Origin of the sequence: Geobacillus sp. Sah69 (assembly GCF_001414205.1) — a bacterium.
GTDB lineage: Bacteria > Bacillota > Bacilli > Bacillales > Anoxybacillaceae > Geobacillus > Geobacillus stearothermophilus.
The window spans coordinates 70,815-96,413 of sequence record NZ_LLKS01000032.1 but is presented as its reverse complement, the minus strand read 5'-3'; the positions used below and the strand labels follow the sequence as shown (position 1 = coordinate 96,413).

Genomic DNA, 25,599 nt, shown 5'->3' with positions numbered 1-25,599 from the left:
AATTCCACCGCGAAGGAGGCGCAGCCTATGTACGTTGGCCGCGATATGACAGAATTGTCCATGATCCCGAAAACGGAATGGACAGACGACGAACTCGCTCATTTTCACCATTCATTCCAGCAAATCGCTCCGTATTTAAACGCCGAAGGGCAAACGATCTACCGCGAAATTCTCGAAGAAATCGAAGCGCGCGGCGGCCTTGGGCGCCGTGAAGCGACGTATACAAACGGCACGATGACAGTGCCTGACTAATGCAGGCGGTGCGCTTCGCCTGCCTGTTCTTTGTACTTACGCCAAATACGCTGGTGTGACACCGGAAACACATAAGACTCAAGCTCGTCGCCTGGCACGAGCCGGAGCGGCTCTTCCACCGGTCCGCCGTCAACTAGACGCCCGCGATACACCGTCAGCCGCCAAACTAGATGGGAAAACGCGTGATCAAACGAGGCAAACGGCTCGGCCAGCTCGATTTGCAAACCGTACCGCTCATGCAACATTTGTCCGAGCTTCTCTTTCCCTTCTTCCCCGCCTGTTTCACAGCCCGGGAATTCCCATAAATTCGCCAACAAGCCGGTGTTGCTGCGCTTGCGGATGAGAATGCGTCCTTCATCATCGGCCAGCACCGCTACTGCGAGCGCCACTTGTTTGACCGCTGTTTTTTTCGTTTTCACCGGCAGCTCTTCCGGCACCCCTTCGGCGAACGCTTGACAGTAGGCTTGCACGGGACAAAGAAGGCATGATGGGCGGCGTGGCGTGCAAACAAGAGCGCCAAGCTCAATCAGCGCCTCGTTAAACGCTCCCGGGTTTTCGTACGCCATAATCTCGCGGACGATTTGTTCAAACCGTTTTCGCGTCGATGGTTTCGCAATATCATCCGTCACGAAAAACAAGCGCGATAACACGCGCATGACATTGCCGTCCACCGCCGGTTCCGGCACGCCGTAGGCAAGGCTCAACACCGCCCCGACTGTGTACGGACCGACTCCTTTTAGCTTCGAAAACTGCTCCGGATCGTCCGGCACCTGCCCGCCGTACCGTTCCTTTACTTCCTTGACCGCCGCGTGCAAATGGCGGACGCGCGAGTAGTAGCCAAGCCCTTCCCACGCCTTCAGCACCTCGTCTTCTTCAGCCTCGGCGAGCGCCTCCAGCGTCGGAAACTGTTCCATAAACTTTTCAAAATACGGGATCACCGTCTCGACGCGCGTCTGCTGCAGCATCACTTCCGACACCCATACTTTGTATGGGTCTCGGTCTTTTCGCCACGGCAAGTCGCGGCGCTCCCGGGCGAACCAGTCAAGCAAATCGCGCTGAAACTCGCGCGCCGGAAACCGCTTAGTCCACGTTGTGATTTTCACTATTCTTCCCCCATGATGCCTATTGTCCATCCCATTATATCAAAAAGCCCTCGGCGTGGCTTGCCGCACGCCGAGGGGAAACGGAAGGAAATCGTTCTCAACTTTCCTTAGCCGCCGAAACATAGGCGATTTGTTCATGCTGGGCGCGCAATCGCCGCAGCAAACCCGAACCCCATAATCGCCAGCCCTGTAGCCAACCCGCGCCGATCCGGAAACCATTTGACAAGCGTTGACACTGGCGCAATGTATCCGACGCCAAGCCCAATTCCTCCCAACACCCCGTAAAACAAATACAGCAAGTATTTCGAACCAAGCGCCACGGCCAAACCAGCCCCCGTCACCCCGAGGCCAAAGAAGACGGCCGCCAATAGCCCGGATTTCCGCGGCCCGTGCTTTTCCACAAAATGGCCAAGGAACGCAGCCGACAAACCTAAAAAGCTGACAACTGAAACCTCTTCTTCCAAAACCAACAGCGTCCTGTGCAAAAGCAGGGCGCTGTTTTGTTTGCCAAAACACCATCCGCTGCCGGCTTGCGTCGGCAATGAATTTTAGTGATTCCGCCCCTCCTCAGCTGTCGGTGTCGTATGATACAATAGCCATACCGTTGTTTGCCCCAACTGGACAAGAGAACGGTTATTGGCCCGACCCCGGGCGGGATATACTAACAAGCGACGCTGACAAAGGAGGCGCCTTCACGTTGGATACAGGCACACATGTTTTGATGGGAGTGGCGCTCGGCAGCTTAGCATCGCTCGACCCCACCATTGCCCATGACCCGTTTTTATCCCATGCCGTATTGATTGGCACGCTCGCCGGATCACAGGCACCCGATATCGATACAATTTTAAAGTTGCGCAATAACGCCAAATATATTCGCAATCATCGCGGCATCACCCATTCGATTCCCGCCGTTGTCATTTGGCCGCTGTTGATCGTCGGCATCATGGCCGCCGTCTATCCGGAAACGGACTGGCTCCGCGTTTGGCTTTGGACGTTTTTGGCTGTTGCCTTTCACGTGTTTGTCGATATTTTTAACGCTTACGGGACGCAAGCGCTGCGCCCGTTCACAAAAAAATGGATCGCCCTTGGCGTCGTTCATACGTTTGACCCAGTTATTTTTGCGCTTCATTTGCTCGGCGTCGGCGCCCTGTTTCTCAACGTCCACCCCGGTTATGCGTTTCTCGTCGTTTATGCGCTCGTGGCCGCGTATTATGTGTTCCGCTTCCGCGAGCAAGCCAACATTAAACAGCTCGTGCACGCCTCTATACAAGGAGTGACGGACATCATTACTGTGCCGACGTGGCGGCCGCGCGAATGGCATTTAGCCATTTCAACCTGCGACGAATTTTACGTTGCCCGCGTCAAACACGGCGAACTCATCATCCTCGACCGCTTCCAAAAACGGCCGCTTCCCGACCACCCGGTGATCAACGCCGCCAAGCGCGATGAAAACGTCGCCGCCTTTTTGTCGTTTTCCCCGGTGTACCGTTGGGAAATGAACGAATACGACGACTATTATGAAGTGCGCTTTACTGATTTGCGCTACCGGAGCAAAGGATACTATCCATTCGTGGCCGTCGTTCAGCTAGACCGCAACCTCAACATTGTCAGCTCATACACGGGCTGGATTTTCAGCGAAGGAAGGCTGCGGAAAAAGCTCGAGGTGACGCCAAACTGACAGAGCGGCTTGTTTTGATCCCAACAATTTGCACACATAAGCGCCCCCCTTCGTTTCATAATAAGAATACGTGTTGGCCATCCAACACGAGCTCGCCTCAAAAGGGGGAATGGGCCGTGCGAAATAAGGAACGCAACTTCCCGAACCAAAACAACAACAAGCTCGAAGGCGAGCCGCGCGCCAAAGCGGAATACGCGTCCAAGCGGGCTGACGGGACGACCAACACTCACCCACAAGAGCGGATGCGCGCTTCAGGCAAGCGCAGCGACTTCTTCTAAAGAGAGAAAAACCGGGGAGCATGGACACATTCGCCTGCTCCCCGGCACATTCAGCAGCGAGGTGAACGGTCATGAGTCACCATCAGCGCAAAAAATTTTATGACAACTTTTACTCGAATCCGTTCCAGCAGCCGTGGGCCAATCCGAAACACGCTCATTCGCAGGTGAACGGTGAAACGCAGCAAACGCTCGACCTCATCATTTTAGAGCGGGAGACGCGCAAGCAGTCGTAGCGAAAAAACTTAGGGGTTGTTCCCCCTAAGTTTTTTCTTTCGACTCGCTTTCCGTCTGGCTGCAAATTGATCCCGCCTGTCATGAGGAGGGCAAATTCGGCTTGCGGAGCAGCGAAATCGGCAACGCTTCTTCCTCCCCGTTTCCTTTCAGCCGCCAGCCCCAGGCAAACACTCCTTTTAAATAGCGAACTTTGAAATATTCCCCAGGTGCTCCTTCAATTTCATAAATCTCTCCCGGAGGAAAATCAGCAGGGTTAAGCATATACGCTTTCGCCATGGCCATTTTTCGCTCATAGACAGCATATTCATTCACCATGCCCATCTGCTCCGCCTTGCGCGCTTTCTCAGCCAACACGGCGATTTCCCGCTGCAACTCCTCTTTCGTCATCTCGCTATACCGTTTTTGGTCCTCTCTCATGGTCACGATCCCCCTTTTTGGTTTTCACCGCTGCCTTGCCCGCGCAGCCATTCATCGATCAAGTCGAGTGAAAACCCTTTCCGATAAAGGGCTTGGCGCATCTTTTGCTCATAAAGCGGCCGCGGGTGGTGCGCATAACGGCGGTGCGCTTTCTCCGCCTGAACACTGAGCGCCTCCCGTTCTTCTTGTTCAGTATGAGCGCCGCCATCCGCCAAAACGGCGGCAATCACCTCATGCGGAAACCCTTTGCGCATCAGCTGCTGCCGCACCCGTTCCAAAAACGCGCGAGCCGATTCAGCCCGGCGCTGTTTTTTCGCCTTTTCGTAAAGCGAGCGGGCGATGGCCATCTGTTCATCCAACGTATACTCCGCCAAACTCTGCTCGATCAAGCAGCCCAAAACACCGAGCCGTTCCAGTTCAGCGCGGATGAGAAGCGGCCCTTTCGCCGCCGTCTTTTTTTGCGTGCGCACGTAGGCGGCCGCAAACGCCCCGTCATCAACATACCGCTCAGCGCGAAGTTTTTTGAGCACTTCATCAATCACCGAATCCGGAGCGCCTTTTTTTCGCAAATGTGCAGCGACCTCATGCTCCGAACGCATCCGGTGCGCCAAAAAGTAAAGCGCCTGTTGATACGCCTTTTTCACCTCATCGGCATACACAATATGTTGAAGCAGGTCGTCGCTGATCTCCAACCCTTTTTTCAAGCGGAATTGAAGCAATACATCTTGATCAACTGTCAATCTCAACGACGGTGCGCCGTCACGGTGCACGACAATCCAAAATCGTTCAGCATTTTGTTCGGTTGCGACAATGTCGGCAATCGTTCCCATTGTTTGTCCCCCTTATCTTTTATGGTATCATAAGCAGGAACTTCTGACACCAAAAGCGAAGTCATAAAATAAACCAGTCGTACGGTCTCCCGCCTGCTTCGCCGCCCGCACTGGCTTCCGGTTCCCGCCTGGGCACTTCGCCTTCTCCTCGGCGAAATGAGCATGCTTGTTGCCGAAGGGCAACGCGTCATTCCGGAAAAGCTGCTGCAAGCTGGGTTCCGCTTTTCGTTTCCAACGTTAGAAGATTGTCTCACGGATTTGTTTTTGCCGCAAGGCTGACAAAAAATATCCAAAAAAATTAACAAAAAAGCAATTCCCTTTTTTCATCTAATCGTGTATGATAAAGAAGACTTCAGGGCAGTTGTGGTTCATAACCGCATACGGACAGGAATAAGGGGGAGGCAAATGGTGCGCCACCAGCGCTCGCGCTGGTTCTAGTGGGTTCGATTCCCACCCCGAAATTTTTTTAACGATGTTTTTATAAAAAAATTTCGAGGGTGGGTTCCCGCTGGGAGGCTGCCCTCGGCATCCAAAGGAGGGATGGGCCATGTTGAAAAAACGCGAGCTGCAAGACTGCCATGCGCTGTACGAGCTGATGGTGCATCCGGACGTCTTCCCTTTCGTGCGCCAAAAAGCCAGCTCGTACGAAGAGTTTTTATTCATGACAAAACAGCTCATGGAGGCGGAAGAACGCGGCGAATTGATTTCGCGCACGATTTTAGACGAATGGGGAAACCCAATCGGCACGATCAGCCTCTTTGACATTCAAGACGGCGCCGGCTTTTTAGGAACGTGGCTTGGCAAACCGTACCACGGGCGCGGCTACAATCAGCGCGCCAAGGAAGCGTTTTTCCATGAACTGTTTTATGAGCTTTCCATCGAAACGGTGTTTTTGCGCATCCGCAAAGTCAATGTGCGCTCGATCAAAGCGGCGGAAAAACTGCCGTACGTCACGCCGGCCAATGAAACGCGGCGGGCGCTGCTCGAGCAAATCGGCGCGGATGTATACAATTTGTACGAAATTACAAAAGACAACTACACGCTTTATACGATGCGCCATCCCTCCTTTACGCTGGAAAAGGAACAACGAAAAGAAGCGTAAGCGCGGAAGGACGCATGACGATCGAAAAAGAGGCTGTCCGTTCGGACATCCTCTTTTATTTATGTATGCATAAAAACGGCTGGCCTCGTCCAAAATGGAACTAAAGGCATATCATGCAAAGCGAGGGAACGAGCGATGGAGGAAAAACGAAAACGCGAAAAAGTGAAGCATACGTTGACAAGCGCCCAAGAAGTAAGCTATGCCCGCGATTTTAAAATGGCGGACCAAGCGGGCGGTTACACTGCCAAAAAAGCGCGCCATTAGAAATGATTGCTATTTATATGGCGGCGCCGTCCATGCCATGCTAATGAATGAATCGTACGATTCACACTTCTTTATAGGGGGCATGGACGATGGGCCGATCTCGCGGACAACGGACGCGCGACAAAAACAAAGCAACTTTGCCGCAGGTTCCCAAACAATTGAAATCTGACGGCATTGACGTCGAATATTCGGCGGAATTTGCCGACCATGAAGACCTCGAGGCGCAGGCGCGCGCGGCCGCTGCTGGCATCCGCCGGCAAGAGCGCAAACGGTAACGGAAAGAGGTGTCCTTTCAATGGGACACCTCTTTCCTGTGCAGACCGCACCGTTATGTCGCCGCCTCCCCCGCCGGTTCGAGCACTTGGCTGTATCGCCTGTAAAAGAGGCCGAGCTCCCCTTTGTAATTGTCTTTCCACGGTTTTTCTTTGCCGCAATAATGAATAAAGACGGTGTTTTCCTCGATCCACGCCAAATTATGTTTTGGGTTGGGCAACAGCTGCAAAAAATCGTAATAACGGGCATCATAGTTGTAACGGTAGCCATCGACCGGTTTGATTTTGTCCCAATACAGCCCATTGAGCACATCTTGGTCAGGAAGGACAAGCTTAAACCGGTTGTCGCGGATAAACTGGTAAATGTCCGCGAGCCGGACGTGTTCGCGCATCGCCGCGATGTTCATCATCATGACGCCCGTGTTGAAATAACCTTTCGCATTCGGCGTTTTCAAGCGAAGTTTGTTGAACAAATTAGCCACTTTGGTCGAATGCGTATGCTCGGCGGCGATAAACCAGTTCCCCTCAAAGTCCATCTCATACAGCTCATCGATCGGATTGATGGCGACAATGTCCGGATCCAAGTACAGCACCCGGTCGACATCGGGCGGAAGAAACAAATGCGCCGCCAGTCGGTAGTACATCTCAGCCGTATAGTGGCGAAACACCGGAGCATCATGAAACAGCTGCGGGTCGACATAAATTGGCACCAGTTCATGCCCTTGCTTGCGAACGAAATCACTAAGCGCCCGGATCTCCTCCTCCGCAATGCGCGAATAAAGCAAATAAAATGTAAACGGGCGCCGGTTATTGCAAAATAACGAATACATAAGCACTTTCAGCGGTGGAAGATAATTGGCGTCTGCCGTCACTAAAATGCGGAACATGCATCATCACTTCCTTTGCGTCATCGTTTCCCCTTTCTCTACATTATATCTGAACGCAGGCAAATGTTGCCCCTTTTGGCCTTGGACAGCAATGTTTTCCTATCATCCTTTTCGTTGGATCATATTTCCTGTCCATGATATAGTGGAAAGAGAACAGAAAAAGGGGGATTGGAAACATATGGGGAATGTTCGTTGGGTGTTGGCTCTCATTTCGTTTTTAGCAATCACACTTTTCTCCTGCAGCAAACCGCCATCGCCGCACGATGCATTAAAAACGTACACCTCCTACTGGACGAAACAGCAATTTGCGAAAATGTACGACATGCTCTCAGAAGAAACGAAAAAACAGTCGGCAAAGAGCAATTTGTTGACCGCTATAAAAAAATTTACGGCGACATCCAGGTGTCTCACTTATCCGTTGCCCCAGTCCCTGTTCATTCAGTAGCCAGTGTGCATGATGCCTCCACGATCCCCCCGTACTTTTTATCAATTTCCGCCGTAATCGTCAGCGTATCGTAAAGGCTTTTGGCCGCCATTCCGGCCGGCAGCCGCGCATGGCCGGCGATAAACTGCGTTTTCATCCGCTTTCCCTCTTTCCTCGTCTTTCTTGTTGCTGTTATACCAACTATTATCTTGTTTCGCGGCGTACATCTATTTTCCCTGCCTCGTTTGGCAGGCAGCAAAAAAAGCCGCCCGCCAAGCAAACTCGGCAAGCGGCAAATCGTTGCTTTTTAGCGCTTCTGCCTTGATGCAAGACGGCCTGCCTCCCAGTTCACCCACGCCCCGCTGTCTGGGTCAATCGAGGCGAGACGGAGCCAACCGTTTTGCACTTTGCGACGAAACTCTTCATTTCTGTCGAGCAGCTGCTCGATATAATAGGACGGCGCTTCGATGATGACAAGCAACCGAAGCGGGGCATGAAACAGTTCGCGATCGGACGCGGCGACCGACTGCCATGGAAAGCCGGCTAACAAGTCGCTCCCGTTCCCTTGCATGACGCCGATGCCGCCGGTCACCGTCTGGGTCGTTTTATCGCCGCTCCCGTAGTAGTGCGGTGCGACTGTTGAAGCGTAATATTGCAAGTTAATCCATTGTCCGACGGTCGCCGGCCCGGCGATAATGCCGGCGAGCGCCTCACCGGTCGGATCTTCGCGCCAATCGTAGCTATGCAAAAACACCCGGCCGTCTAAGTCCTTTCCTTTTGTCAACTTGCGGCGGCCGATCAAGAACGCAGCGTTCCGGGCCAATCCCCATTCTGGACGGATCTCGCTCCAATCAATGGCGCGCCGTTGCGCTTCCGCCACCGGATCGCGCGGCGTCTGTCCGACATGGGGGAGCTTTGCCATCCGCTCAGCGTTCGCACGGCGGCTCGCTTCGCCAAGCGCCTGCTTCAGCTGTCGAAACGCCGCCTCAGCCGCTGCGGACAACGGCGGCATATCAAGCCAGCGGACTTCATCGACGGTCGTAATATGTTCCGCAGCGACAAACACCGTTTCATCCGGAATGTTGATCCCTTCAGCCGCCAGTCCAGCGCGCACTTCCGGCAAGTTGGCCAACGCGGCGAATACGCGGGCGTTGAACGCTCCGGCCGCACCACCGCACGCCCCGCAATCGAGCGCCGAAGCGTACGGGTTGTTGGCCGTCTCGCTTTCATGGCCGCAAACAACCACAAGCGGAGCGAACGAAGACGTCAAGCCAATGTTGACGAGCAGCTGCTTCACGTATTGCACTTGTTCCTCGGTTGTAAAGCCGATCGGCAGTCCAGACGATTCATCCTTTCCATGGCGGTGGAGCGACAAGTCCGTCTTCGGCTTATGTTCGGCTGCCGCTTCCGCCTGGCGGACGACCCGGCCAGCCCAAGCCGGCGCGGCGCTGCGGGCGAAGGTATGAAGGCCGAGCCATGGTCCGCTCATTTCCGGAAGCAATAAGCCGGCCAACATATGCTGTTTGATCTTTTTAAACGTCTGGCCGACAAAGCGGAATGCATCGCGCCGGCGACGGTACGGACGCGCCGCTTCCAAAGCGGCGGTTTCGTTGATTTCATGCTGCGGCGCGACGATCGCCGGGCATGACGGGTGAGCGTCATCGCTGTCAAGTGCGCGCGTTTGAATCGGCAAGCCGAAAAAGCCGGCGCAGCCATACGTTTCAAACGGTCCGGCCGCTTCCAAATGGCGGCGGAACGGCTCGGAACGGACGTCGATGCAAAACAATAGCTGCGCTACCGCCTTCTTCGTCTCATCCATCGGCTGATGCGCCAATACCGCTTCTTTCAATTTCGCTTCATACGTATCTTCCCACGCTTCAAGCCAAAGATGACACCGGTCAATTCGCCAAAACCGATCGATAAACGCCAACCGGGCGCGCTGCTCTTTGCCGGACAGGTTCCGCCAGTCTTCCAGCGTCATCCCTCCCCAATGCAGCCAAGCGGCCAACAGTGAAAGAGCAGCGCCGATGTCCGCATGATCCTCCCGTTCAAGCGGCAAATATGGCGCCACAAGCGTCCATTCAAGCGACAGACGGACCGCCAAATAGTCAATCAATCCCCGCAATTCGTCGCCCGTCCGGCGCGACTGCCATACAACCATGCCAGCCCAGCCGGGCAACGCCAACAAATGCGCCTCCAAGTAAGCGGCGGTCTCTTCCTCCTGTACGCCAAGCTTCATCAACGCTTGACGCAGCGCCTCTTCCCCGTCGTGCGGCCAATCGGCAAGCCGCTTCCGTTCCTCTTTCGAGAGCGCCGGGTCGGCGGCGATGAGCCGGCGCCATGCTCCGTAAAACCCCAGCTCACGATGTGGAAGCGCCCATGGCGCCGTGTTCGAACCATAAAACAGTTTGCACCATTTGACGGTTTGTTGGTCAAGGCGTTGGCTTACGCCGTGCAACGCGGCGCCCGCCGTCCGAACAGCCGCCGGACGCCATGCCGCCGCATGCGCCAGCTCCGCCAGTTCCGGCAGACGAAGCGCCTCCTTGGGCACCGTCTCATTCCAAAGGAGGGCGCGGCACATTCGCTCTGCTTCTTGGCGCCGCACCGGGAGCGGCTTGTTGTCAAGCCAACGCTGCAGCCGCCGCTCGACGAATACAAGGTCAATCTCCCCTTTTGCCATCGCCGCATGGAAAACCGCCATCGGCGGATACAAATCAATTCCATGCGCCTGCTGCAGGCGGTCGGCTGCGTCGGCAAACGTCTGCTCTTCAAGCCCCATCCACGGATGGCGGGCGATAAAGGCGGAAATCGGCCAAAGCGGCGCAACCGCCTTTGCCGCTTCGCTGACAAGCATAGCAAGCGGGAGGGCTTCTGCGCCGGTGGGCTTCGATTCCCCCGTTAGCCGTTCAAGCGGCATTGCACTTTTACTCATGAGCCATTCCCTCCTTCAGATAGGATGCCAAATAACGGGGATGCGCCTCCATAGCCGCTGGGCGCGGCTCCCCGAGATGAACGAGATGCATATACACCCGAACGGCAAGCGCCGATGTGCACCGGTTTGCCAGCCAGGCGGCGGTCAATGCCGCCATCGCAAACAAGACGACTACTGTCCATTCAAACGCGGCAGGCGGCACAAAAACCGTCGCTTCCCCCTGGCCGAGCAGCGTCAAAAACTGATGGCGCACCGTTTCCGAACCAAACGCCAACACAGCCACCGCCGCCAGGCCCATCCAGCGGCCTTCGCGGAAATCGGCTAGCCGTCCCCAAGCGACCGCCGCCGAGGCCCCAAGCAAAAGCGCGCTCAGCAGGCGGGCCTGTTCATTCGGGGAAGCGAACCAAAAAGACACCCCAAGCAGCACGCCAAGGAGAAGACCTCCCTGCCATGACCCGCTTCCTCGTTGGAATCCCGGCCGGCCGATCCTCGGAACAACCGAACCGGACTGCAGAAAAAGCGTCGCTTTAAACAGCCCGTGCAGCACCAAATGCACAACCGCCGCCCCGTAGGCGCCGAGGGCGCATTGCACAAGCATAACTCCCATTTGCGCCATCGTGGACGCGACCAGCTGGCGTTTATAGTCCGCCTGCACCAAACTAATGCCCATACCAATCAAAATCGAGCAAAAGGAGATCACAAACAATGCGATATGCGCCCCCGTCCCGCTAAAGAGCGGGGAAAAGCGCCAAAGCAGCAGCCCGCCGGCATTGACGAGCCCCGCATGCATCACCGCCGACACCGGCGTCGGCGTCACCGCCGATTCCATCAGCCAACGATGGAACGGCCATTGTCCAGCCGGGATAATGGCGGCCAAAATAAGCAGTCCGTTCATCACCGCCTTCTCCCAGGCGTCTAGGCGGGCAAGGCGCTCCGCCGACAGCGCAGAAGCAAGCTGCCATTCGCCGGCCGCCGTTCCGAGCCAGACGGCAGCGATGACGACGGCCAGCCAACTCAGGCTGAACACGACCGCCATTTGCCGGGCGACAAACTGCGCCGGCCTCCATTCTTTTTTCAATGCCGTTAACGCCACAAGGCCCATCAATGGAAGCCCCCAGCAGACGGCAACGAGGCGCATGTCGCCGCTTGCCCATGTCAGAGAAGCGGCCGACACCGTCCACGTCAACAAGGAAAAATAGCGCCGGTAAGCGCGGTCGCCATGCAAATAGCGAACGGCAAACCGTTGAATCGCCCAACTGAGAAGTGAAATATAGACGGCCACCAACCAACTGACCGCATCAAACCGCCACGGCCCGGCCTCTGCGTTGCCGGCGCCGATCCATCCGGCGGCAGCCGCCGCTCCCGGAAGAAGCAACAGCCAGACGTGCACATGCACATACCGCTCCGGCATGCGCGGATGCAGCCATGCGGCTGCGCTGATGAAAACGATGGCCACTGCGGCGAGCCATCCCCATATGAACCATTGTGCTGCCATCACATTCTCCTCCCCTCGTCCTTTGTCTTCGTTCGGGAGAAAAAAGAAAAAACCGGCTATGTCAATCAGGCAACGCGACCAAAAAGGCCGCACCATTGCCTATAGATTGCCCATAGCCGGTTTACCTTCAACCAATCGTGAGGCGATTGTTTGAAGATCTCCCGCTGTGCAACAGACACCGGTCGGTTTCCCTTCAACGAACTTACACTGGCGTAAGTTTTTTGAAGGGCTCCCGACATGCTGTCCTTTATGTTTATCCTATACTTACTATACAAAAGTTGTTTCAATTATACAATAACTTTATAAAAAAATGCCTTCTTCAACTTTATAAAAAAATGCCTTCTTCGTCCGGAGCGCCGTTTTATGGCGATGCGGGCGAACATTTAGCCCGTCAGCTGTTTTTCTAAATCGTTGAACAGCTTAAAGACGATCACCCGCTCGCCCGTTCGGGTGCTTAAATCCGTATGGAAGCTCTTCACCTTCTCGCCGGTGATTTCAAAAATCATTTCTTTCAAGTCATCGACTCCAGACTCCACTAAACTCGTCCGCGACCGCTTCACCGATAACATTCCTTCTTTTGATTCGCAAAGCGCGTACTCGGCGGGCGTCAGGATGCCGTGCAACGAAACGATGATCATATCGCGCAAAATATCGGTTTTCACCGATACCGAACCGCGGCCAAGAAAATCTTTTTCCCATTTTGTCAATGCTTTGCTGATTTCCGATTCAATCGAACCTTTTGATTTGCCCATGCCTCGATCCCCCTTCAGCCAAACCGCGGCCTCCCCGCCGCCATCCGTTTCATTGAACTGATAAACATAATTATAACGATAATCGAAAGGGGACGCTAGACAAAATCAACGGAAACGAAAAGCGAAAGCAGGTTCAATCCGCTTCCGCCCGCAATGGTTCAGCGTTGGCGGCAACGGAGCGTCCGCAGCCGATTGAGCGCCGCCGCCAGCTCGAATCGGCGTGGTCGGGCAAGTTCACCCGGATGCCCTTTTCGGAACGAAACGGAGCCCAAGCCTTGGCGATCCCATTGTTCTTCGATCGCATCGAGCAGTTGGCGGACGGTTTTCTTTCCGTCGAACCATCCTTTTCGTTCCATATACAGCAGCGCCGCGACAATCGCCCGCGTTTGGCTGTCATCGACCAGCTGCTCAAGCGCATAAAGCAATAGATCGGTTTGCCCGTACTGAATGACGTGCCGTCCGCGCGCGACCGCTTTTTCTTTTTTTCCTTTTTGGCTGTTTAAACTCCCAGGCAGCGGAATGCGCTCATGAATGCAGCCGAACGACTCGCCGCCTTCCGCTTTCCGTCCCGACGGCATCTGCAAGGCGATTTGTTTTGCCTCTGCCGTCACATCAAACGGGACGTACTGCTCCATTTTGATCACGCAATCCGCGATATCCAAGTAATCCCCCAATCCGCCGACGACAAGAACGGTCGAAATGCCGTAATCGCGAAATAGTTGACGCGCCTTGTCGATATACGGCGTGATAGGTTCGGCATCTTTCGCCACGAGCGCCTGCATGCGTCCATCTCGGATGAGCAAATTCGTCGCGCTCGTATCTTCATCAATCAAAAACGCCGATGCCCCCGCTTCAATCATTTCGATCATGCTCGCGGCCTGTGAGGTGCTGCCGCTCGCGTTTTCCGTCGAAAACTGTTTCGTCTCTTTTCCATACGGCAGCGTGCCAATGAGCGGGGAAATGTCAACACTGGCGACGCTCCGGCCGTCTTCGGCGCGAATTTTCACCGCCCCGCTGTCCGTGATGACAAACTCCCGCCCGTCGCCGGCGACATGATCATACACGCCGTGCTCCAGCGCCTGCAGCAGCGTCGATTTGCCGTGATAGCCGCCGCCGACAATCAGCGTAATCCCTTTGCGGATGCCCATGCCTTTGATCGGTTCAGCGCGATGCGGAACGGGGATCGCAATCTCCAGCTCTGGCGGACTTTGAAACGGCACCGCTCCACGTCGAAGCGGCTTGTCGCTCACTCCGCTCTCCCGCGGCAAAACCGCACCGTTCGCGACAAACGCCACCAATCCGTGTTCACGCAAATAGCGGCGAATGGCGTGCTGCTGATCGGCAAGCTCGACTGCCGCACGAATATCCTCCTCCCGAAGGCCGTACACCGCCCGCTCGATGACAGATGGAATTTGCTCGAAAAAGATGGCCTCAGCTTCTTTCGCCAAAATGCGACGCCCGTTCGCCGGCAACCCGACCGACAAACAGACAGTGACCGTCTCGTCTGTCACTTGCACTGCTGTCCGCTCGAGCACCTTCTGCTCCGGGGCATCGATCAAGACGAGCCCGCTTTTTCCCGATCCACGCGCCCGCAGCGGCCATTGCCGCAATTCATGATAGACGCGGCGCGCCAGCACATCTTCACAGCGGATGCGGCGCGGTTTCGTATTCATCCACTCCGCTGCCAACGCCGTTTTCGCCCGCGGTATGATCACGCGGACCTTGGACGGCTCAGCAAACGGATCGCCCTGCACGTGGTCAATCGCGAGCGTAAACAATAGAAACGAATACGTCCCTTCGATCGTTTTATACGCTTTATATCCCTTTTGATCAATGGATCGCAGCCGTTGTCTGAGCGTTTCCATGAAACCAGCTCCTTTTCCTCTTCATTCGTTGCCTCAACATACCCGAGTATGGCAAGACGACCTATATTGCCATTTTGAACTGTTCACTCATTGCATTGCAACAACGATCCAATCTCCGTTTCCGACACAGGTTGCCTCCAAAAATACCCTTGCCCTCCGTTGCACCCCATTTCCTTTAATATTTGATTTCGATAGCACGATGCAAATGGCTTTCTAATATCGTTTCCCTAATTAAGCGCTGATTGATCGTTCGATGATAAAATTGATAAAATTTTCCTTCCTCTTTCGCATGATACAAGGCCATGTCCGCATGGCCGAGCAACGTGTTTAAATCTTCTCCATCAAAAGGAAAAACGCTGATTCCGATATTGGCGGAGAGAATAAGCTCTCTTCCTTCAATCTCCAATGGTCGGGCCAACACTTGTTGGATTGTCCGCACATACGCAAGGATAAACTGATAATTCACCCGCGGCGCCACAGCGACAAACTCATCACCGCCCGCGCGAGTCAAAAACAGCTTTTGATCTAATACTGTTCGAAAACGATCAGCCATTTGTTTCAACACTTCGTCTCCCACCGAATGCCCCAATGAATCATTAATGTTTTTAAACCGCGCTAAATCAATAAAATAAACGGCCAGCAGTCGTTCCTCCTCTTTCGTCTCTTTCAGCAATTTATATAGATGCAACAAAGAAGTTTAACATATCCTTGACAGAAAAGTGGTTTGCCCATTTTCGACTGTCGAAGGCAAGCGTGTGGCTTGCCTCCGTCACGCCTTAGCGTGACGGAAGACCGAACAACGACTCGCTTCACAAGACCCATTCATGGGTCTTTAAGCGGCGTTGTTCGGTCACTCGACAGTCGAATGCAATGACCGGCAAAGACGAAAAATGTTAAAAAACGGCGATTGGGAAGGCCCGTCAAATCATCATGGTTGGCCATATATTTGATTTGCTCTTCATACTGTTTCAAACGGGTAATATCCGTTCGAATCGACACGTATTGATACGGCTTTCCTCGTTCATCCAAAAAGGGGACAATGGTAGACTGAACCCAGTAGTAACTCCCGTCTTTCGCTTTATTTTTGATCTCTCTCCTCCATATCTTCCCTGTCCCGATGGTTTTCCACATATGTTTAAAAAATTCTCGGCTATGACAAACATCTTCCAATACTCAACTTTCTTTCTCGTGATGAACGGTTATGTTTTCAGTGGAACGAGTTTATTTTGTGTTTACAACTTTAATACTAATCGAGCTACACTTTCTACATGCGCCGTATGCGGAAACATGTCGACCGGCTGGATGTAGTCGACGCGGTATTGGGCCGCCAAGGCGTCGAGGTCGCGGGCGAGGCTCGATGGGTTGCACGAGACGTAGACGACCGTTTTCGGACAGACGCCAAGGATCGTGTCAAGCAGTGCCCGGTCGCAGCCGACGCGGGGTGGGTCGACGATGATGACGTCCGGCTTCCAGCCTTCATTCACCCATTTGGGCAGCCAATATTCCGCTTTGCCGACGACATAGTGCGTGTTCGTAAAGCCATGTTTGTCTGCGTTTTTCTTGGCGTCTTCAATCGCTTCGGGGATCGTATCCATGCCGCGCACTTCTTTCGCATCGCGGGCGAGCCACAGCCCGATCGTGCCGACGCCGCAGTAGGCGTCAACGATCCGCTCCGTTCCGGTGAGGGCGGCCGCTTTTTTCACTTCTTCGTACAGCTTGACCGTTTGGATCGGGTTAAGCTGGAAAAAGGCGCGCGCCGACAGTTCAAATGACAAGTCGCCGAGCGTTTCTTGAATGTACTCGTCGCCGGCGAGCACTTCGGTTTCGTTGCCAAAAATGAGCGACGTTTTTTCGCCGTTGATGTTTTGCACGATTGATTTCACTTCCGGAAGGCGGCGGCGAATTTCGTCAATGAGCAGCTGTTTGCGCGGAATGTCTTTTGTCGCTGTCACCAGCACAAGCTGGATGTCGCCCGTATGGAAGCCGACACGGACGACGATCGTCCGCACGACGCCCGTTCTCGTCCGCTCGTTGTAAATCGGGATGCGCAAGTCTTGCAAAATCGTTTTCACGATGTTCGTCACGCGCGTCGTTTGCGGATGCTGGATGCGGCATTCCGATAGGTCGACGAGTCGGTGGGAGTTGAGGCCGTACAGCCCGGCGAGCACCTTCCCTCTTTTCATCCCGACTTGAAATTGGCTTTTGTTTCGGTATTGCCACGGGTCGGCCATGCCGATCGTCGGGCGGATGTCAAGTTTGTCGACATCGAGGCGGCGGGCGTGGCGGCGCAATGCTTGGATGACGATGTCGCGTTTGGCTTCAAGCTGCGCTTCGTACGATAAGTGCTGGAGCTGGCAGCCGCCGCACTGGTCATAGAGCGGGCATGGCGGCTTGATACGGTTTGGCGAGCGCTTGCGGATGCGCTTGATTTTCGCCTCAGCGTAGGTTGGATGGATGTCCGTCGCTTCGACGACGACTTCTTCCCCCGGCAACGCGCCGGGGACGAAGACGACTTGTTTTTGGAAATAGCCGACCCCTTCGCCGTTAATGCCGATCCGTTGAATGGTCACAGGAAATTGGTCGCCTTTTTTGATTTTGATGTTCGTTTGTTGCTTTTCCATATCGGTCCCTCTCATTCAATGCTTCGCCACAAATAAAGCGCCGCATAGCTGGCGTACGGTTTCCACCGCTCGCCGAGCGCCGCCATCTCTTTTGCGGTCGGCCGCTTCGGAAGCCCGAATTGTTTTTCAACCGCCCGCTGCAAGCCGATATCCGCCGGCGGGAAGACGTTTGGACGACCAAGGCCGAAGAGGAGGAAGTTTTGCACCGTCCACGGGCCGATGCCGCGCACGGCCGTCAGCCGCTCCATCACCTCGCCGTCTTCCATCTGCTTAAGTTCATCAAGCCGCAGCTTTCCGTCAGCGATGAGGCGCGACACATCGACGATATATTCCGCTTTCCGCCCGCTCAGCTGCAAGGCGCGCACATCCTCGTACGAACGGGCGGCCACTTCTTCCGGGCGCGGGTAAAACCAAACGCCATCCACTTCTGTTCCGAACGTTTTCACAAACCGCTCCGTCAGCCGATAGCCGACTTTGAGATGAAGTTGCTGATGGATCAAACATTTGATGAGGCAAAAATATAGATCAAAATCGAGCACAAGCGGCATTCCTTCATACTCGGCAAACAGCGGCGCCAGGTCAGTGCGGCGGAAATGCTCGTGAATGGGCCCGAGCGGCGTCCGCCATTGAAACAGATGCGAAATCCGCTCCATCACCTCGTCTTGCCGCTCGGGAAAAGGAGCTGAAACGACAAATCTCGGGTCATCTTTTGTGCCGACGCCTTCCACCGTTACGGGCACGAAACAGCCGTCGAGGGCGAGCGGCACGGTGATGCGCTGCCGTTCCCGATCCACGGCCAACAGCGGGTCGAGCGAAAGCCGCTCAAGGGCGTGGGCGAAATCGTACGGCGCCGTCACCGTCACTGTTTTTGTCCACATCGCATTCACCTGTTTCTTTCGTCCGTATCCTCATTATAACGAAAAACACCCGCTGAACCAAACGGCTCACGGGTGGGGCCATTTTTCAAACGAAACCGCTTATGGGCGAAACAGCCACGGATGGAGTCCCATCTTTTTCGCCATCAATTCATCTAAGCTGGCAAACGTATACCCTTGTTTTCGCAAGTCGTCGATCACCTTCGGCAGCGCGTCGGCGTTGTCTTTCGATACGGAGTGCAGCAACAAAATCGCGCCTGGGTGAATTTGTTTCATGATTTGGTCATAGGCATATTGCCAGCCGCGCTGACGGTCGGTTTGCCAGTCGACGAACGCCAGCGACCAAAAGACGTGGTAATAGCCGAGCTCGCGGGCGAGAGATAACGTCCGTTCGCTGAAAATGCCGCGCGGCGGGCGAAGGTACATCATCCCTTTTTGCCCGGTCAGCTCTTCTGTCTTTTCCTTGACTTTTTCGAACTCTTCGCGCACCCGCTCATCGCTGGCGGTCGTTAAATCGGGATGGTGCCACGAATGGTTGCCGATGATATGTCCTTCGGCAGCCATTCGTTTCACTAAATCAGGCGCGGTTTGCAAATAATGGCCGGTGACAAAAAAGGCGGCCGGCACATGTTTTTCTTTCAAGATGTCCAAAATTTGCACCGTATAGCCGTTTTCATAGCCGTTGTCAAACGTCAAGTAAATCGTTTTTTCACTCGTATCGCCTAAATAAAACGCGTCATATTTGGCAAGCAGCTCATCGAGCTCTTTTCCCGCCGACGGGGGCTCGTGGTTTTCGCTCCGCTTGAATCCCCAATGGATCGCTTGATTGCTTGCGGCAAACGCAGAAGCGGGAAAAAGCGCAATCGCTAAAACGAGAGAAATAAGCCATCTCATGCCTGGTTCCTCCTTGGCCGCCGTCTTTTCCTCTTTTTTATTGTTTTCGCCCTCAGCTGCTTTACGCACGCCATTTTTTGCAAAAAAAGACCCCAAAAGCGGATGCTTTTGGGGAGTCACGCTGCCAATCGTTTTTTCACGTTTATTTGAACACCGGTTCTTTGAATTGGGCCAGTTTTTCCAACGATGATTTTTCTACATCTTCATGCAAGCTGTTGCCGTGCGAGTCCATCGTAACGACGGCGGTGAAGTTTTCAACACGCAAATGCCACATGGCTTCTGGAATGCCAAATTCCATGAGATCCACGCCTTCGACTGATTTGATACAGTCCGCATAATATTGGGCCGCGCCGCCGATGGCGTTTAAGTACACGCCGCCGTGTTCTTTTAACGCTTGCAGCGTCTTTGCGCCCATGCCGCCTTTGCCGATGACAGCGCGGACGCCGAATTTTTTCATAATGTCGCCTTGATACGGCTCTTCGCGGATGCTGGTCGTCGGGCCGGCGGCTTTGGCGTGCCAGCGGCCGTCTTCATCTTTTAGCATGACCGGGCCGCAATGGTAAATGATTTGCCCGTTCAAATCGACGGGGGCATCGTGATCCATCAAATATTTATGAATGGCGTCGCGGCCGGTGTAAATGACGCCGCTGATGCGGACGACGTCGCCGACGCGGAGCTTCCGCACTTGTTCTTCCGACAGCGGCGGAACGAGATCGATGACGCGCGTCTCTCCTTGTTCAAGCGCCGCGGCCGCTTCCGCTTTTTCCAACTCTTTTGCAAAATCGACGTCTTCGCCGTCTTGGTACAGCCATTCGATGATCTCACCGGTGGCCGGATCGATTTTCACGCCCATGCGCCGGAACGCCCAGCAGTTGTAGGCGACGGAGACGAAGAAGCTCGCCGGGATGCGATGCATGACGCCGATTTTACAGCCAAGCAGCGTCGATTCGCCGCCAAAGCCCATCGTGCCGATGCCGAGCTTGTTGGCGTTTTCCATAATGTATTCTTCCAGTTGGCGCAATTCTTCAATCGGGTTGACGTCATCAACCGGACGGAACAGCTGTTCTTTGGCGAGCTCATAGCCGGATGAGCGGTCGCCGCCGATGCCGACGCCGATGAAGCCGGCGCTGCACCCTTGCCCTTGCGCCTGATACACCGCATGCAAAATGCATTTGCGGATGCCGTCCAAATCGCGGCCGGCGCGGCCGAGCCCTTCGAGTTCACACGGCAGGCTGTATTGGATGTTTTTGTTTTCACAGCCGCCGCCTTTTAAAATAAGGCGAACGTCAATGTAATCGCTTTCCCACTGTTCAAATTTAATGACCGGCACGCCTTCCCCTAAGTTATCGCCGCTGTTTTTGCCGGTGAGCGAATCGACCGAGTTCGGGCGCAGTTTGCCATTTTTCGTCGCTTCGACAATGGCAGCCCGGATCGCTTTTTTCATTTCGATTTGGTTGACGCCGACCGGCACTTTGATTTTAAACGTCGGCAAGCCCGTATCTTGGCAAATCGGCGATACGTTTTCGTCCGCCATTTGAATGTTGCCAACGATTGTATCCAATGCCATCGCCGCCCGCGTGCCGGCGTTTTCGCGCGCTTTCGCCCGAGCGATCGCTCGACGGACGTCCTTCGGCAGCTTCGTCGACGTCTCGACGATCAAGTCGTACATGCTTTGCTGGAACTTTTCCATTTGTCTAAACGCCCCTTCCCATGCTCATCGTGCATAGGCAGTTGTCCTTATCTTTTTTTATTATACTCCGTTTCTCGCTGTTGTGTAAAAAATCTTTCTTTCCCATCTCATGATGGTTCCTTTCTCATCATACGAATGGGGTAGAGGCAAAACAGCTAAAACGATTGACAAGGGCTTATAAGGCGGCTAATAATGAAGGATGGAACTTTTTTATATAGAGAGAGGAGAAAGCGATGCGTTCATTCGCCATGCCGGCCATTACGCCAGCGTACGATCCGTGGGAGGCGTACGTTGATCTAGAAGAGTATGGAAAGTTGGAACTGACGAACGTCGAGTTTACGACAACGACGCTTTGCAATATGCGCTGTGAACATTGCGCCGTCGGCTATACGTTGACAGCGAAGGATCCCGAGGCGCTGCCGCTTGAGTTGTTGCTCCGCCGGCTTGAAGAAATTCCGCATTTACGCTCATTAAGCATCACCGGCGGCGAGCCGATGCTGTCATTAAAATCGGTTGAACAATACGTCGTTCCGCTTCTCCGCTATGCACATGAGCGCGGGGTGCGAACGCAGCTGAATTCGAATTTGACGCTTGACTTGTCCCGCTACGAAAAAGTGATTCCGTATTTGGATGTGCTCCATATCTCCCACAACTGGGGGACAATCGACGATTTCATCGACGGTGGATTCGCTATGATGGAGCGGAAACCGACGCGCGCCCAACGTGAGAAATACTTCCAGCGCATGCTTGACAATGCAAAAGCGCTGGCCAATGCCGGCGTGATGGTATCGGCGGAAACGATGTTAAACAAACGGACCGTCCGCCATTTGGAAACGATCCATCGCCAAGTCGTTGAGGAAATGGGCTGCCGGCGCCATGAAATTCACCCGATGTACCCAAGCGATTTTGCCAGCGCCTTAGAGACGCTAAGTCTCGATGAGCTGCGCGCGGCGATCCACCATTTGCTTGACATTCGCGATGAAAACGTCTGGATGTTGTTTGGCACGCTGCCATTTTACCCGTGCAGCGACAATGAAGACGATCTTCGCCTATTAAAGCGGCTGTATGAAAGCAAAAACGTCACCGTCCGCAACGACCCTGACGGCCGTTCGCGGCTTAATGTCAACATTTTCACCGGCGATGTCATCGTCACCGATTTCGGCGATGAACCGCCGCTTGGCAACATCGTCCGCGATTCATTGCCGGATGTGTATAACCGATGGCGGCGCTCGAAACTCGCCAATGAACTTCTTTGCCGCTGCCCGGCCGCTCGCTGCTTAGGGCCCAATGTGCTCGTCAAGCAGACGTATTACCGCGGCGTCGATTTTACAAAACGGGCGGCGCGCATCGCCCGATAAACAGCAACGCCGCAGAGGCAAGCGCATCATCGGCCATGCGCATAAAAAAGAGTCGGGCCCAAAACGCGCCTGCTTTTTGGGCCCGACTCTTTTATCTCGGCTGCTCGCTGACGACATAGGACATATACAGCCGGTCTTGCACCGGAATCCATGCCCCGACCCCTCTTGTCGTCACGTTTTTGACGACGATTTTCTTTTTGTTTCCTTTCAAGACGATATACACTTCCCCGTACGTCACTTTCCCTTTTTCATTCACAGCCGGAGCATACGCATACAAATAGCCCATTTTTTTCGCCGGCACGTTGTACGGCTGATCCTTTTTCGTGCCAAGACCGACAACGGTGCTGAAAGCGAGCGGTAAATTTGTTTTTTCCATGGCCTTGTTCAACATCATCCGTTTGACGGCGTCTTCATTCGGCACTTTCACCGTCAAGCCGCCACGGACGTATTTTTGCATTTCCTGTTTGTAATACAGTTTTTGTGCTGTGTCGCCGCCGCGGTTGTCGAGAAAATTCGTATTGACCTTTTGATACTCCCAATTTGTTGATGTTTCGAGCGATTGGTAGTTGAGTGGCCATTGGCCTAAATAAATCGTCGCCCGGTAGCCGATGGCCCACGGCGCGTTCGTTGCCGAAGATTCATTAAAGAGATGAACCAATTCAGGATTCTCAATGTTCACATTGGCTGATTTCAGCAGCTGTTTCGTAAACGAGCTTGGCTCTAGATGCGGCAAGTCTTGCGTTGGATTCGGGTATGTGTTCTCTTTCGAGATATCGATCACCGCACCGGGCGCCGGCTTTCCGGAAGCCGCCAATGCCGGGAACGCTGCCGCATACAGAAGCAGTGCGCTCGCAAACAGCGAAACCGCCCATTTTTTCATCGCATTCGCTCCTTTCTATCTCATATTCACTGTTATTTTCCGTCAAAACGCACCGTTTATCCGTGACAGTGAAAATTTCTTCCGTCCCGGCGCCGTGCCTCTGTCCAAAAAACCCGAGCGCCAACCGCCCGGGTGAATCCGTCAAAGCAAATAAAAACCAATGCCCATAATGATATAGGCCGCCAGCAGCGTCGCCCCTTCAAACCAGTTCGTATCGCCGTCGTTGGACAATACGATCATCAAGAGCACCGAAGCGGCCATCGCGACGAGTTCGGGAAGTGAAAAGACAAGCGGCATTTTTTCCGGAAACAAAAGCGAAACGAGCACAAGCACCGGCGCGACGAACATGGCGATTTGCAAGGTCGAGCCGACGGCGATCTCGACGGCGACGTTCATTTTATTTTTGTATGCCATCATAACAGCCGAAGCATGCTCCGCCGCATTGCCGACGATGGCGACGATGATGATCCCGATAAACAGCTCGCTCCAGCCAAACGACTCCGCCACGGTTTCGAACGTATGGACGAGCCGCTCTGACAAGTAGGCAACCGCGAGCGTAGCCAGTGCCAAAATGGCGGTCGCTTTTCCTTTTCCCCATTCCGGCTCCTCATGTTCTTCCGCTTCGTCCGATTTATGCTGGTATACGCCGCGGTGGGTGACAAGCCGGAAGTAAAGGGCAGCGATGTAAAGCAAAATCATAATAATCGAAATGCCGACGCTCAACGCAAGCCGTTCGCCGCCGTCCATTTGCATTGTAAACACTTCCGGAATGACAAACGCGACGAAAATGGCAAACGTCAGCAGCCCGGCGTTATGGCGGGCGTCATAAATATTGAATTCTTGCCGTTTATATTTCAAACCGCCGACAAAAAACGATAACCCGGCAACCAACAGCAAATTTCCCAGCACCGAGCCGGTCAAGGAGGCGAGCACGACATCCACGAGTCCGGCTTGCAAGGCAAAAATCGAGATGATCAACTCGACCGCATTGCCAAAAGTGGCGTTTAACAGCCCGCCGATGCGCGGTCCGGCGACGATGGCCAAACTCTCTGTCGCCCGCCCCATATAGCTGGCGAGCGCAATGATCGTCAAACAATACAGCCCAAACATCAAGACGGTCGGCCAGTGAAGAAAGCCGCCGATTACTGACACCGGCACGCCGATCCATGCCATCCAGGCAAACAACCTGTTCATTTGTGTTTCTTCCACCTTTCCCATCAACATTTTTTCGTTGCATTGATCGTTGCTTGTATGTACGATGGAATACGGGCCAGCCGTTCCGCCGTGAAAAGACGGATTCTGTTTGTTCGCGGGCTGGCCAATTTAAAGAAGTGAGGATATGACGATGCGTTTTGCCATTTTAACTGCGGTCGTGGCCATCTCTGGCTTGTCCCAAGGAATGTTGCTTCCGCTGTTAGCCATGTTGCTTGATGAACAAGGCGTCCCTTCGTCCGTCAACGGGGTGCATGCTGCTGCTCTATATATCGGCGTGCTGGCCATTTCACCGTTTCTGGAGCGTCCGTTGGTGAAGTATGGGTATCGACCCATCATTCTCCTTGGTGGTTCTATTGTAATATGTTCGCTCACTCTTTTTCCACTTTTTTCTTCATTTTTTATTTGGCTGGCTCTCCGTTTTTTGATCGGCGTCGGCGACCATATGCTTCATTTCGCGACGCAGACATGGATCACCGACTTTTCGCTGCCGGCTAAGCGCGGGCGGCGTCTGTCACTGTATGGTTTGGCATTCGGCCTTGGTTTTACAGCCGGCCCGCTTCTCGCTTCGCTCGCCTCGATCAATGAGGCGTGGCCGTTTTATTTGGCCGCTCTCCTCAGTTTCAGCGGATGGGTGGCCGTCTTTTGGCTGCCAAAAGAAAAACCGAAGCCGTTTGAACGCTCTTCCTCAGCCGCCGGCCGGTGGGTCGGTGCATGGAAACATGCATGGCCAGCGCTCTTGCTGCCGCTTGCCTACGGCTTTTTGGAAGCGTCCCTTCATTCCGTGTTCCCGCTGTATGCCTTGCGCAAGCAGATGAGCGCTGAACAGATCGCCTTCATTTTGCCGTTTTTCTCGTTAGGCGGCATCGTCTTTCAGCTCCCGCTCGGGGCGCTCAGCGACCGGTTCGGGCGGCGGGCGGTAATTCGTTTTGCCTTGCTGGCCGGCGCCAGCTGTTTTTTGGCCGTGCTCACGGTCGGTGCGTCCACTGTCGGGCTTGCTGCCTGTCTGTTTGCCGCCGGCATGTTTACTGGCTCCCTTTTTTCCCTTGGCATTGCCTATATGACCGACTTGTTGCCGAAAGCGCTCCTCCCGACCGGCAACTTGTTGTGCGGAATGCTGTACAGCCTCGGCAGCATGGTGGGCCCGCCCCTTGCCGGAAGCGCCGTCGATGCGGCAACGAACGCCTTTTTTCTAACGGTCACCGCTGTTCTTCTCATCCCCGCCGTCTGCCTTTCCGGACGGAAGGAACAGGAAAAAGCGGCTTGACCGCTTTTTTATTTTTT

At 54.2% G+C, this 25,599-nt stretch carries 25 protein-coding genes and 4 pseudogenes; 11 read left to right on the top strand and 18 right to left on the bottom strand.

Annotated elements, in window-relative coordinates:
- Window positions 1–27: 27 nt before the first annotated feature.
- Window positions 28–252, top strand: coding sequence for a hypothetical protein (locus AP057_RS06955; protein WP_033016704.1), 225 nt, complete (start codon window positions 28–30; stop codon window positions 250–252).
- Here AP057_RS06955 and mutY read toward each other — a convergent pair.
- A complete protein-coding gene (gene mutY / locus AP057_RS06950; RefSeq protein ID WP_055358540.1) occupies window positions 249–1,349 on the bottom strand; it encodes an A/G-specific adenine glycosylase in 1,101 nt (366 codons plus the stop codon). The genes AP057_RS06955 and mutY overlap by 4 nt on opposite strands.
- Window positions 1,350–1,495: 146 nt before the next feature.
- Window positions 1,496–1,897 (bottom strand): annotated as a pseudogene (locus AP057_RS06945) (MFS transporter); the annotation flags it as partial.
- Between the two features lie 155 nt (window positions 1,898–2,052).
- Between AP057_RS06945 and AP057_RS06940 the strand changes: the two are divergent.
- The 3 genes from AP057_RS06940 (at window position 2,053) to AP057_RS16180 (ending at window position 3,544) form a co-directional block, all read left to right on the top strand.
- Window positions 2,053–3,033, top strand: a complete 981-nt coding sequence (locus tag AP057_RS06940; RefSeq protein ID WP_055358390.1) for a metal-dependent hydrolase — start codon at window positions 2,053–2,055, stop codon at window positions 3,031–3,033.
- 116 nt (window positions 3,034–3,149) lie between these two features.
- Entirely contained in the window at window positions 3,150–3,311 is a 162-nt protein-coding gene (locus tag AP057_RS06935) for a small, acid-soluble spore protein K (RefSeq protein ID WP_033009883.1), read from the top strand.
- Window positions 3,312–3,382: 71 nt separating this feature from the next.
- Window positions 3,383–3,544 carry a YpzG family protein gene (locus tag AP057_RS16180; RefSeq protein ID WP_080706561.1) on the top strand — a complete coding sequence of 54 codons (162 nt, stop codon included), beginning with the start codon at window positions 3,383–3,385 and terminating at the stop codon, window positions 3,542–3,544.
- Between the two features lie 79 nt (window positions 3,545–3,623).
- On the opposite strand, the gene AP057_RS06930 is transcribed toward AP057_RS16180, so the two are convergent.
- Both AP057_RS06930 and recX read right to left on the bottom strand, forming a co-directional pair.
- Window positions 3,624–3,962, bottom strand: a complete 339-nt coding sequence (locus AP057_RS06930; RefSeq protein WP_033009882.1) for a YfhH family protein — start codon at window positions 3,960–3,962, stop codon at window positions 3,624–3,626.
- Between the two features lie 2 nt (window positions 3,963–3,964).
- Window positions 3,965–4,792: a recombination regulator RecX gene (gene recX, locus AP057_RS06925; RefSeq protein ID WP_033009880.1), complete on the bottom strand. Its 828-nt coding sequence runs from the start codon at window positions 4,790–4,792 to the stop codon at window positions 3,965–3,967.
- 81 nt (window positions 4,793–4,873) lie between these two features.
- Between recX and AP057_RS16175 the strand changes: the two are divergent.
- The 4 genes and pseudogenes from AP057_RS16175 to AP057_RS06915 form a co-directional block, all read left to right on the top strand.
- Window positions 4,874–5,071 (top strand): annotated as a pseudogene (locus tag AP057_RS16175) (DUF1731 domain-containing protein); the annotation flags it as partial.
- Window positions 5,072–5,339: 268 nt separating this feature from the next.
- Window positions 5,340–5,894 (top strand): GNAT family N-acetyltransferase, encoded by a 555-nt coding sequence (locus AP057_RS06920; protein WP_055358389.1) that lies wholly within the window; start codon window positions 5,340–5,342, stop codon window positions 5,892–5,894.
- A gap of 135 nt (window positions 5,895–6,029) precedes the next feature.
- The gene (locus AP057_RS16170; RefSeq protein WP_080706560.1) at window positions 6,030–6,158 is read left to right on the top strand and encodes a YfhE family protein; all 129 of its coding nucleotides are present in this window, start codon (window positions 6,030–6,032) and stop codon (window positions 6,156–6,158) included.
- Between the two features lie 89 nt (window positions 6,159–6,247).
- Entirely contained in the window at window positions 6,248–6,433 is a 186-nt protein-coding gene (locus tag AP057_RS06915; protein ID WP_033009876.1) for a YfhD family protein, read from the top strand.
- 53 nt (window positions 6,434–6,486) lie between these two features.
- Here AP057_RS06915 and AP057_RS06910 read toward each other — a convergent pair whose 3' ends face one another.
- Entirely contained in the window at window positions 6,487–7,317 is an 831-nt protein-coding gene (locus AP057_RS06910) for a glycosyltransferase family 8 protein (RefSeq protein WP_055358388.1), read from the bottom strand.
- On the opposite strand from AP057_RS06910, the gene AP057_RS18140 reads away from it, so the two are divergent.
- The gene (locus AP057_RS18140) at window positions 7,307–7,762 is read left to right on the top strand and encodes an NTF2-like N-terminal transpeptidase domain-containing protein (RefSeq protein ID WP_327058481.1); all 456 of its coding nucleotides are present in this window, start codon (window positions 7,307–7,309) and stop codon (window positions 7,760–7,762) included. The genes AP057_RS06910 and AP057_RS18140 overlap by 11 nt on opposite strands.
- On the opposite strand, the pseudogene AP057_RS16985 reads toward AP057_RS18140, so the two are convergent.
- The 11 genes and pseudogenes from AP057_RS16985 to AP057_RS06850 all read right to left on the bottom strand — a co-directional run.
- Window positions 7,755–7,898, bottom strand: a pseudogene (locus tag AP057_RS16985) (DUF3870 domain-containing protein); the annotation flags it as partial. The gene AP057_RS18140 and the pseudogene AP057_RS16985 sit on opposite strands and share 8 nt — an antisense overlap.
- A 150-nt stretch (window positions 7,899–8,048) precedes the next feature.
- Window positions 8,049–10,673: a DUF2309 domain-containing protein gene (locus AP057_RS06895; protein WP_055358386.1), complete on the bottom strand. Its 2,625-nt coding sequence runs from the start codon at window positions 10,671–10,673 to the stop codon at window positions 8,049–8,051.
- Window positions 10,666–12,168 carry an NADH dehydrogenase subunit 5 gene (locus tag AP057_RS06890; protein WP_055358385.1) on the bottom strand — a complete coding sequence of 501 codons (1,503 nt, stop codon included), beginning with the start codon at window positions 12,166–12,168 and terminating at the stop codon, window positions 10,666–10,668. The genes AP057_RS06895 and AP057_RS06890 overlap by 8 nt, the downstream gene beginning before the upstream one ends.
- A 383-nt stretch (window positions 12,169–12,551) precedes the next feature.
- Window positions 12,552–12,920, bottom strand: coding sequence for a DUF2294 domain-containing protein (locus tag AP057_RS06885; RefSeq protein ID WP_033016693.1), 369 nt, complete (start codon window positions 12,918–12,920; stop codon window positions 12,552–12,554).
- Window positions 12,921–13,078: 158 nt separating this feature from the next.
- A complete protein-coding gene (locus tag AP057_RS06880) occupies window positions 13,079–14,785 on the bottom strand; it encodes an ABC-ATPase domain-containing protein (RefSeq protein ID WP_055358384.1) in 1,707 nt (568 codons plus the stop codon).
- 175 nt (window positions 14,786–14,960) lie between these two features.
- A complete protein-coding gene (locus AP057_RS06875) occupies window positions 14,961–15,458 on the bottom strand; it encodes a GGDEF domain-containing protein (protein WP_235468517.1) in 498 nt (165 codons plus the stop codon).
- Window positions 15,459–15,676: 218 nt separating this feature from the next.
- Window positions 15,677–15,940 (bottom strand): annotated as a pseudogene (locus AP057_RS06870) (PAS domain-containing protein); the annotation flags it as partial.
- 77 nt (window positions 15,941–16,017) lie between these two features.
- Window positions 16,018–17,421, bottom strand: coding sequence for a 23S rRNA (uracil(1939)-C(5))-methyltransferase RlmD (gene rlmD, locus AP057_RS06865; protein WP_055358381.1), 1,404 nt, complete (start codon window positions 17,419–17,421; stop codon window positions 16,018–16,020).
- On the bottom strand, window positions 17,418–18,284 hold the full coding sequence (locus AP057_RS06860; protein WP_055358380.1) for a DNA-3-methyladenine glycosylase: 867 nt from the start codon (window positions 18,282–18,284) through the stop codon (window positions 17,418–17,420). The genes rlmD and AP057_RS06860 overlap by 4 nt, the downstream gene beginning before the upstream one ends.
- A gap of 99 nt (window positions 18,285–18,383) precedes the next feature.
- The gene (gene pdaA / locus AP057_RS06855; RefSeq protein ID WP_049625096.1) at window positions 18,384–19,175 is read right to left on the bottom strand and encodes a delta-lactam-biosynthetic de-N-acetylase; all 792 of its coding nucleotides are present in this window, start codon (window positions 19,173–19,175) and stop codon (window positions 18,384–18,386) included.
- A gap of 142 nt (window positions 19,176–19,317) precedes the next feature.
- A complete protein-coding gene (locus AP057_RS06850; RefSeq protein WP_055358379.1) occupies window positions 19,318–20,865 on the bottom strand; it encodes a fumarate hydratase in 1,548 nt (515 codons plus the stop codon).
- Between the two features lie 233 nt (window positions 20,866–21,098).
- Here AP057_RS06850 and yfkAB point away from each other — a divergent pair, with 233 nt between their 5' ends.
- The gene (gene yfkAB, locus AP057_RS06845; protein WP_055358378.1) at window positions 21,099–22,223 is read left to right on the top strand and encodes a radical SAM/CxCxxxxC motif protein YfkAB; all 1,125 of its coding nucleotides are present in this window, start codon (window positions 21,099–21,101) and stop codon (window positions 22,221–22,223) included.
- 91 nt (window positions 22,224–22,314) lie between these two features.
- Here the strand turns inward: yfkAB and AP057_RS06840 are convergent, their stop codons facing one another.
- Window positions 22,315–23,103 carry a YfkD famly protein gene (locus AP057_RS06840; RefSeq protein ID WP_047817777.1) on the bottom strand — a complete coding sequence of 263 codons (789 nt, stop codon included), beginning with the start codon at window positions 23,101–23,103 and terminating at the stop codon, window positions 22,315–22,317.
- 141 nt (window positions 23,104–23,244) lie between these two features.
- A complete protein-coding gene (cax, locus tag AP057_RS06835; protein ID WP_033013951.1) occupies window positions 23,245–24,297 on the bottom strand; it encodes a calcium/proton exchanger in 1,053 nt (350 codons plus the stop codon).
- A gap of 151 nt (window positions 24,298–24,448) precedes the next feature.
- Here cax and AP057_RS06830 point away from each other — a divergent pair, with 151 nt between their 5' ends.
- Window positions 24,449–25,582 (top strand): MFS transporter, encoded by a 1,134-nt coding sequence (locus AP057_RS06830; RefSeq protein ID WP_055358539.1) that lies wholly within the window; start codon window positions 24,449–24,451, stop codon window positions 25,580–25,582.
- Window positions 25,583–25,599: the final 17 nt, after the last annotated feature.

Excerpts from the sequence above, each read along its gene's own strand:
- AP057_RS06955 (WP_033016704.1), top strand. The coding sequence starts at position 28 with ATGTACGTTGGCCGCGATATGACAGAATTGTCCATGATCCCGAAAACG.
- AP057_RS16180 (WP_080706561.1), top strand. The coding sequence starts at position 3,383 with ATGAGTCACCATCAGCGCAAAAAATTTTATGACAACTTTTACTCGAAT.
- AP057_RS06930 (WP_033009882.1), bottom strand. The coding sequence starts at position 3,962 with ATGAGAGAGGACCAAAAACGGTATAGCGAGATGACGAAAGAGGAGTTG.
- recX (WP_033009880.1), bottom strand. The coding sequence starts at position 4,792 with ATGGGAACGATTGCCGACATTGTCGCAACCGAACAAAATGCTGAACGA.
- AP057_RS06920 (WP_055358389.1), top strand. The coding sequence starts at position 5,340 with ATGTTGAAAAAACGCGAGCTGCAAGACTGCCATGCGCTGTACGAGCTG.
- AP057_RS16170 (WP_080706560.1), top strand. The coding sequence starts at position 6,030 with ATGGAGGAAAAACGAAAACGCGAAAAAGTGAAGCATACGTTGACAAGC.
- AP057_RS06915 (WP_033009876.1), top strand. The coding sequence starts at position 6,248 with ATGGGCCGATCTCGCGGACAACGGACGCGCGACAAAAACAAAGCAACT.
- AP057_RS18140 (WP_327058481.1), top strand. The coding sequence starts at position 7,307 with ATGCGGAACATGCATCATCACTTCCTTTGCGTCATCGTTTCCCCTTTC.
- AP057_RS06910 (WP_055358388.1), bottom strand. The coding sequence starts at position 7,317 with ATGTTCCGCATTTTAGTGACGGCAGACGCCAATTATCTTCCACCGCTG.
- AP057_RS06895 (WP_055358386.1), bottom strand. The coding sequence starts at position 10,673 with ATGAGTAAAAGTGCAATGCCGCTTGAACGGCTAACGGGGGAATCGAAG.
- AP057_RS06890 (WP_055358385.1), bottom strand. The coding sequence starts at position 12,168 with ATGGCAGCACAATGGTTCATATGGGGATGGCTCGCCGCAGTGGCCATC.
- AP057_RS06885 (WP_033016693.1), bottom strand. The coding sequence starts at position 12,920 with ATGGGCAAATCAAAAGGTTCGATTGAATCGGAAATCAGCAAAGCATTG.
- AP057_RS06880 (WP_055358384.1), bottom strand. The coding sequence starts at position 14,785 with ATGGAAACGCTCAGACAACGGCTGCGATCCATTGATCAAAAGGGATAT.
- rlmD (WP_055358381.1), bottom strand. The coding sequence starts at position 17,421 with ATGAGAGGGACCGATATGGAAAAGCAACAAACGAACATCAAAATCAAA.
- AP057_RS06860 (WP_055358380.1), bottom strand. The coding sequence starts at position 18,284 with ATGTGGACAAAAACAGTGACGGTGACGGCGCCGTACGATTTCGCCCAC.
- pdaA (WP_049625096.1), bottom strand. The coding sequence starts at position 19,175 with ATGAGATGGCTTATTTCTCTCGTTTTAGCGATTGCGCTTTTTCCCGCT.
- AP057_RS06850 (WP_055358379.1), bottom strand. The coding sequence starts at position 20,865 with ATGGAAAAGTTCCAGCAAAGCATGTACGACTTGATCGTCGAGACGTCG.
- yfkAB (WP_055358378.1), top strand. The coding sequence starts at position 21,099 with ATGCGTTCATTCGCCATGCCGGCCATTACGCCAGCGTACGATCCGTGG.
- AP057_RS06840 (WP_047817777.1), bottom strand. The coding sequence starts at position 23,103 with ATGAAAAAATGGGCGGTTTCGCTGTTTGCGAGCGCACTGCTTCTGTAT.
- cax (WP_033013951.1), bottom strand. The coding sequence starts at position 24,297 with ATGAACAGGTTGTTTGCCTGGATGGCATGGATCGGCGTGCCGGTGTCA.
- AP057_RS06830 (WP_055358539.1), top strand. The coding sequence starts at position 24,449 with ATGCGTTTTGCCATTTTAACTGCGGTCGTGGCCATCTCTGGCTTGTCC.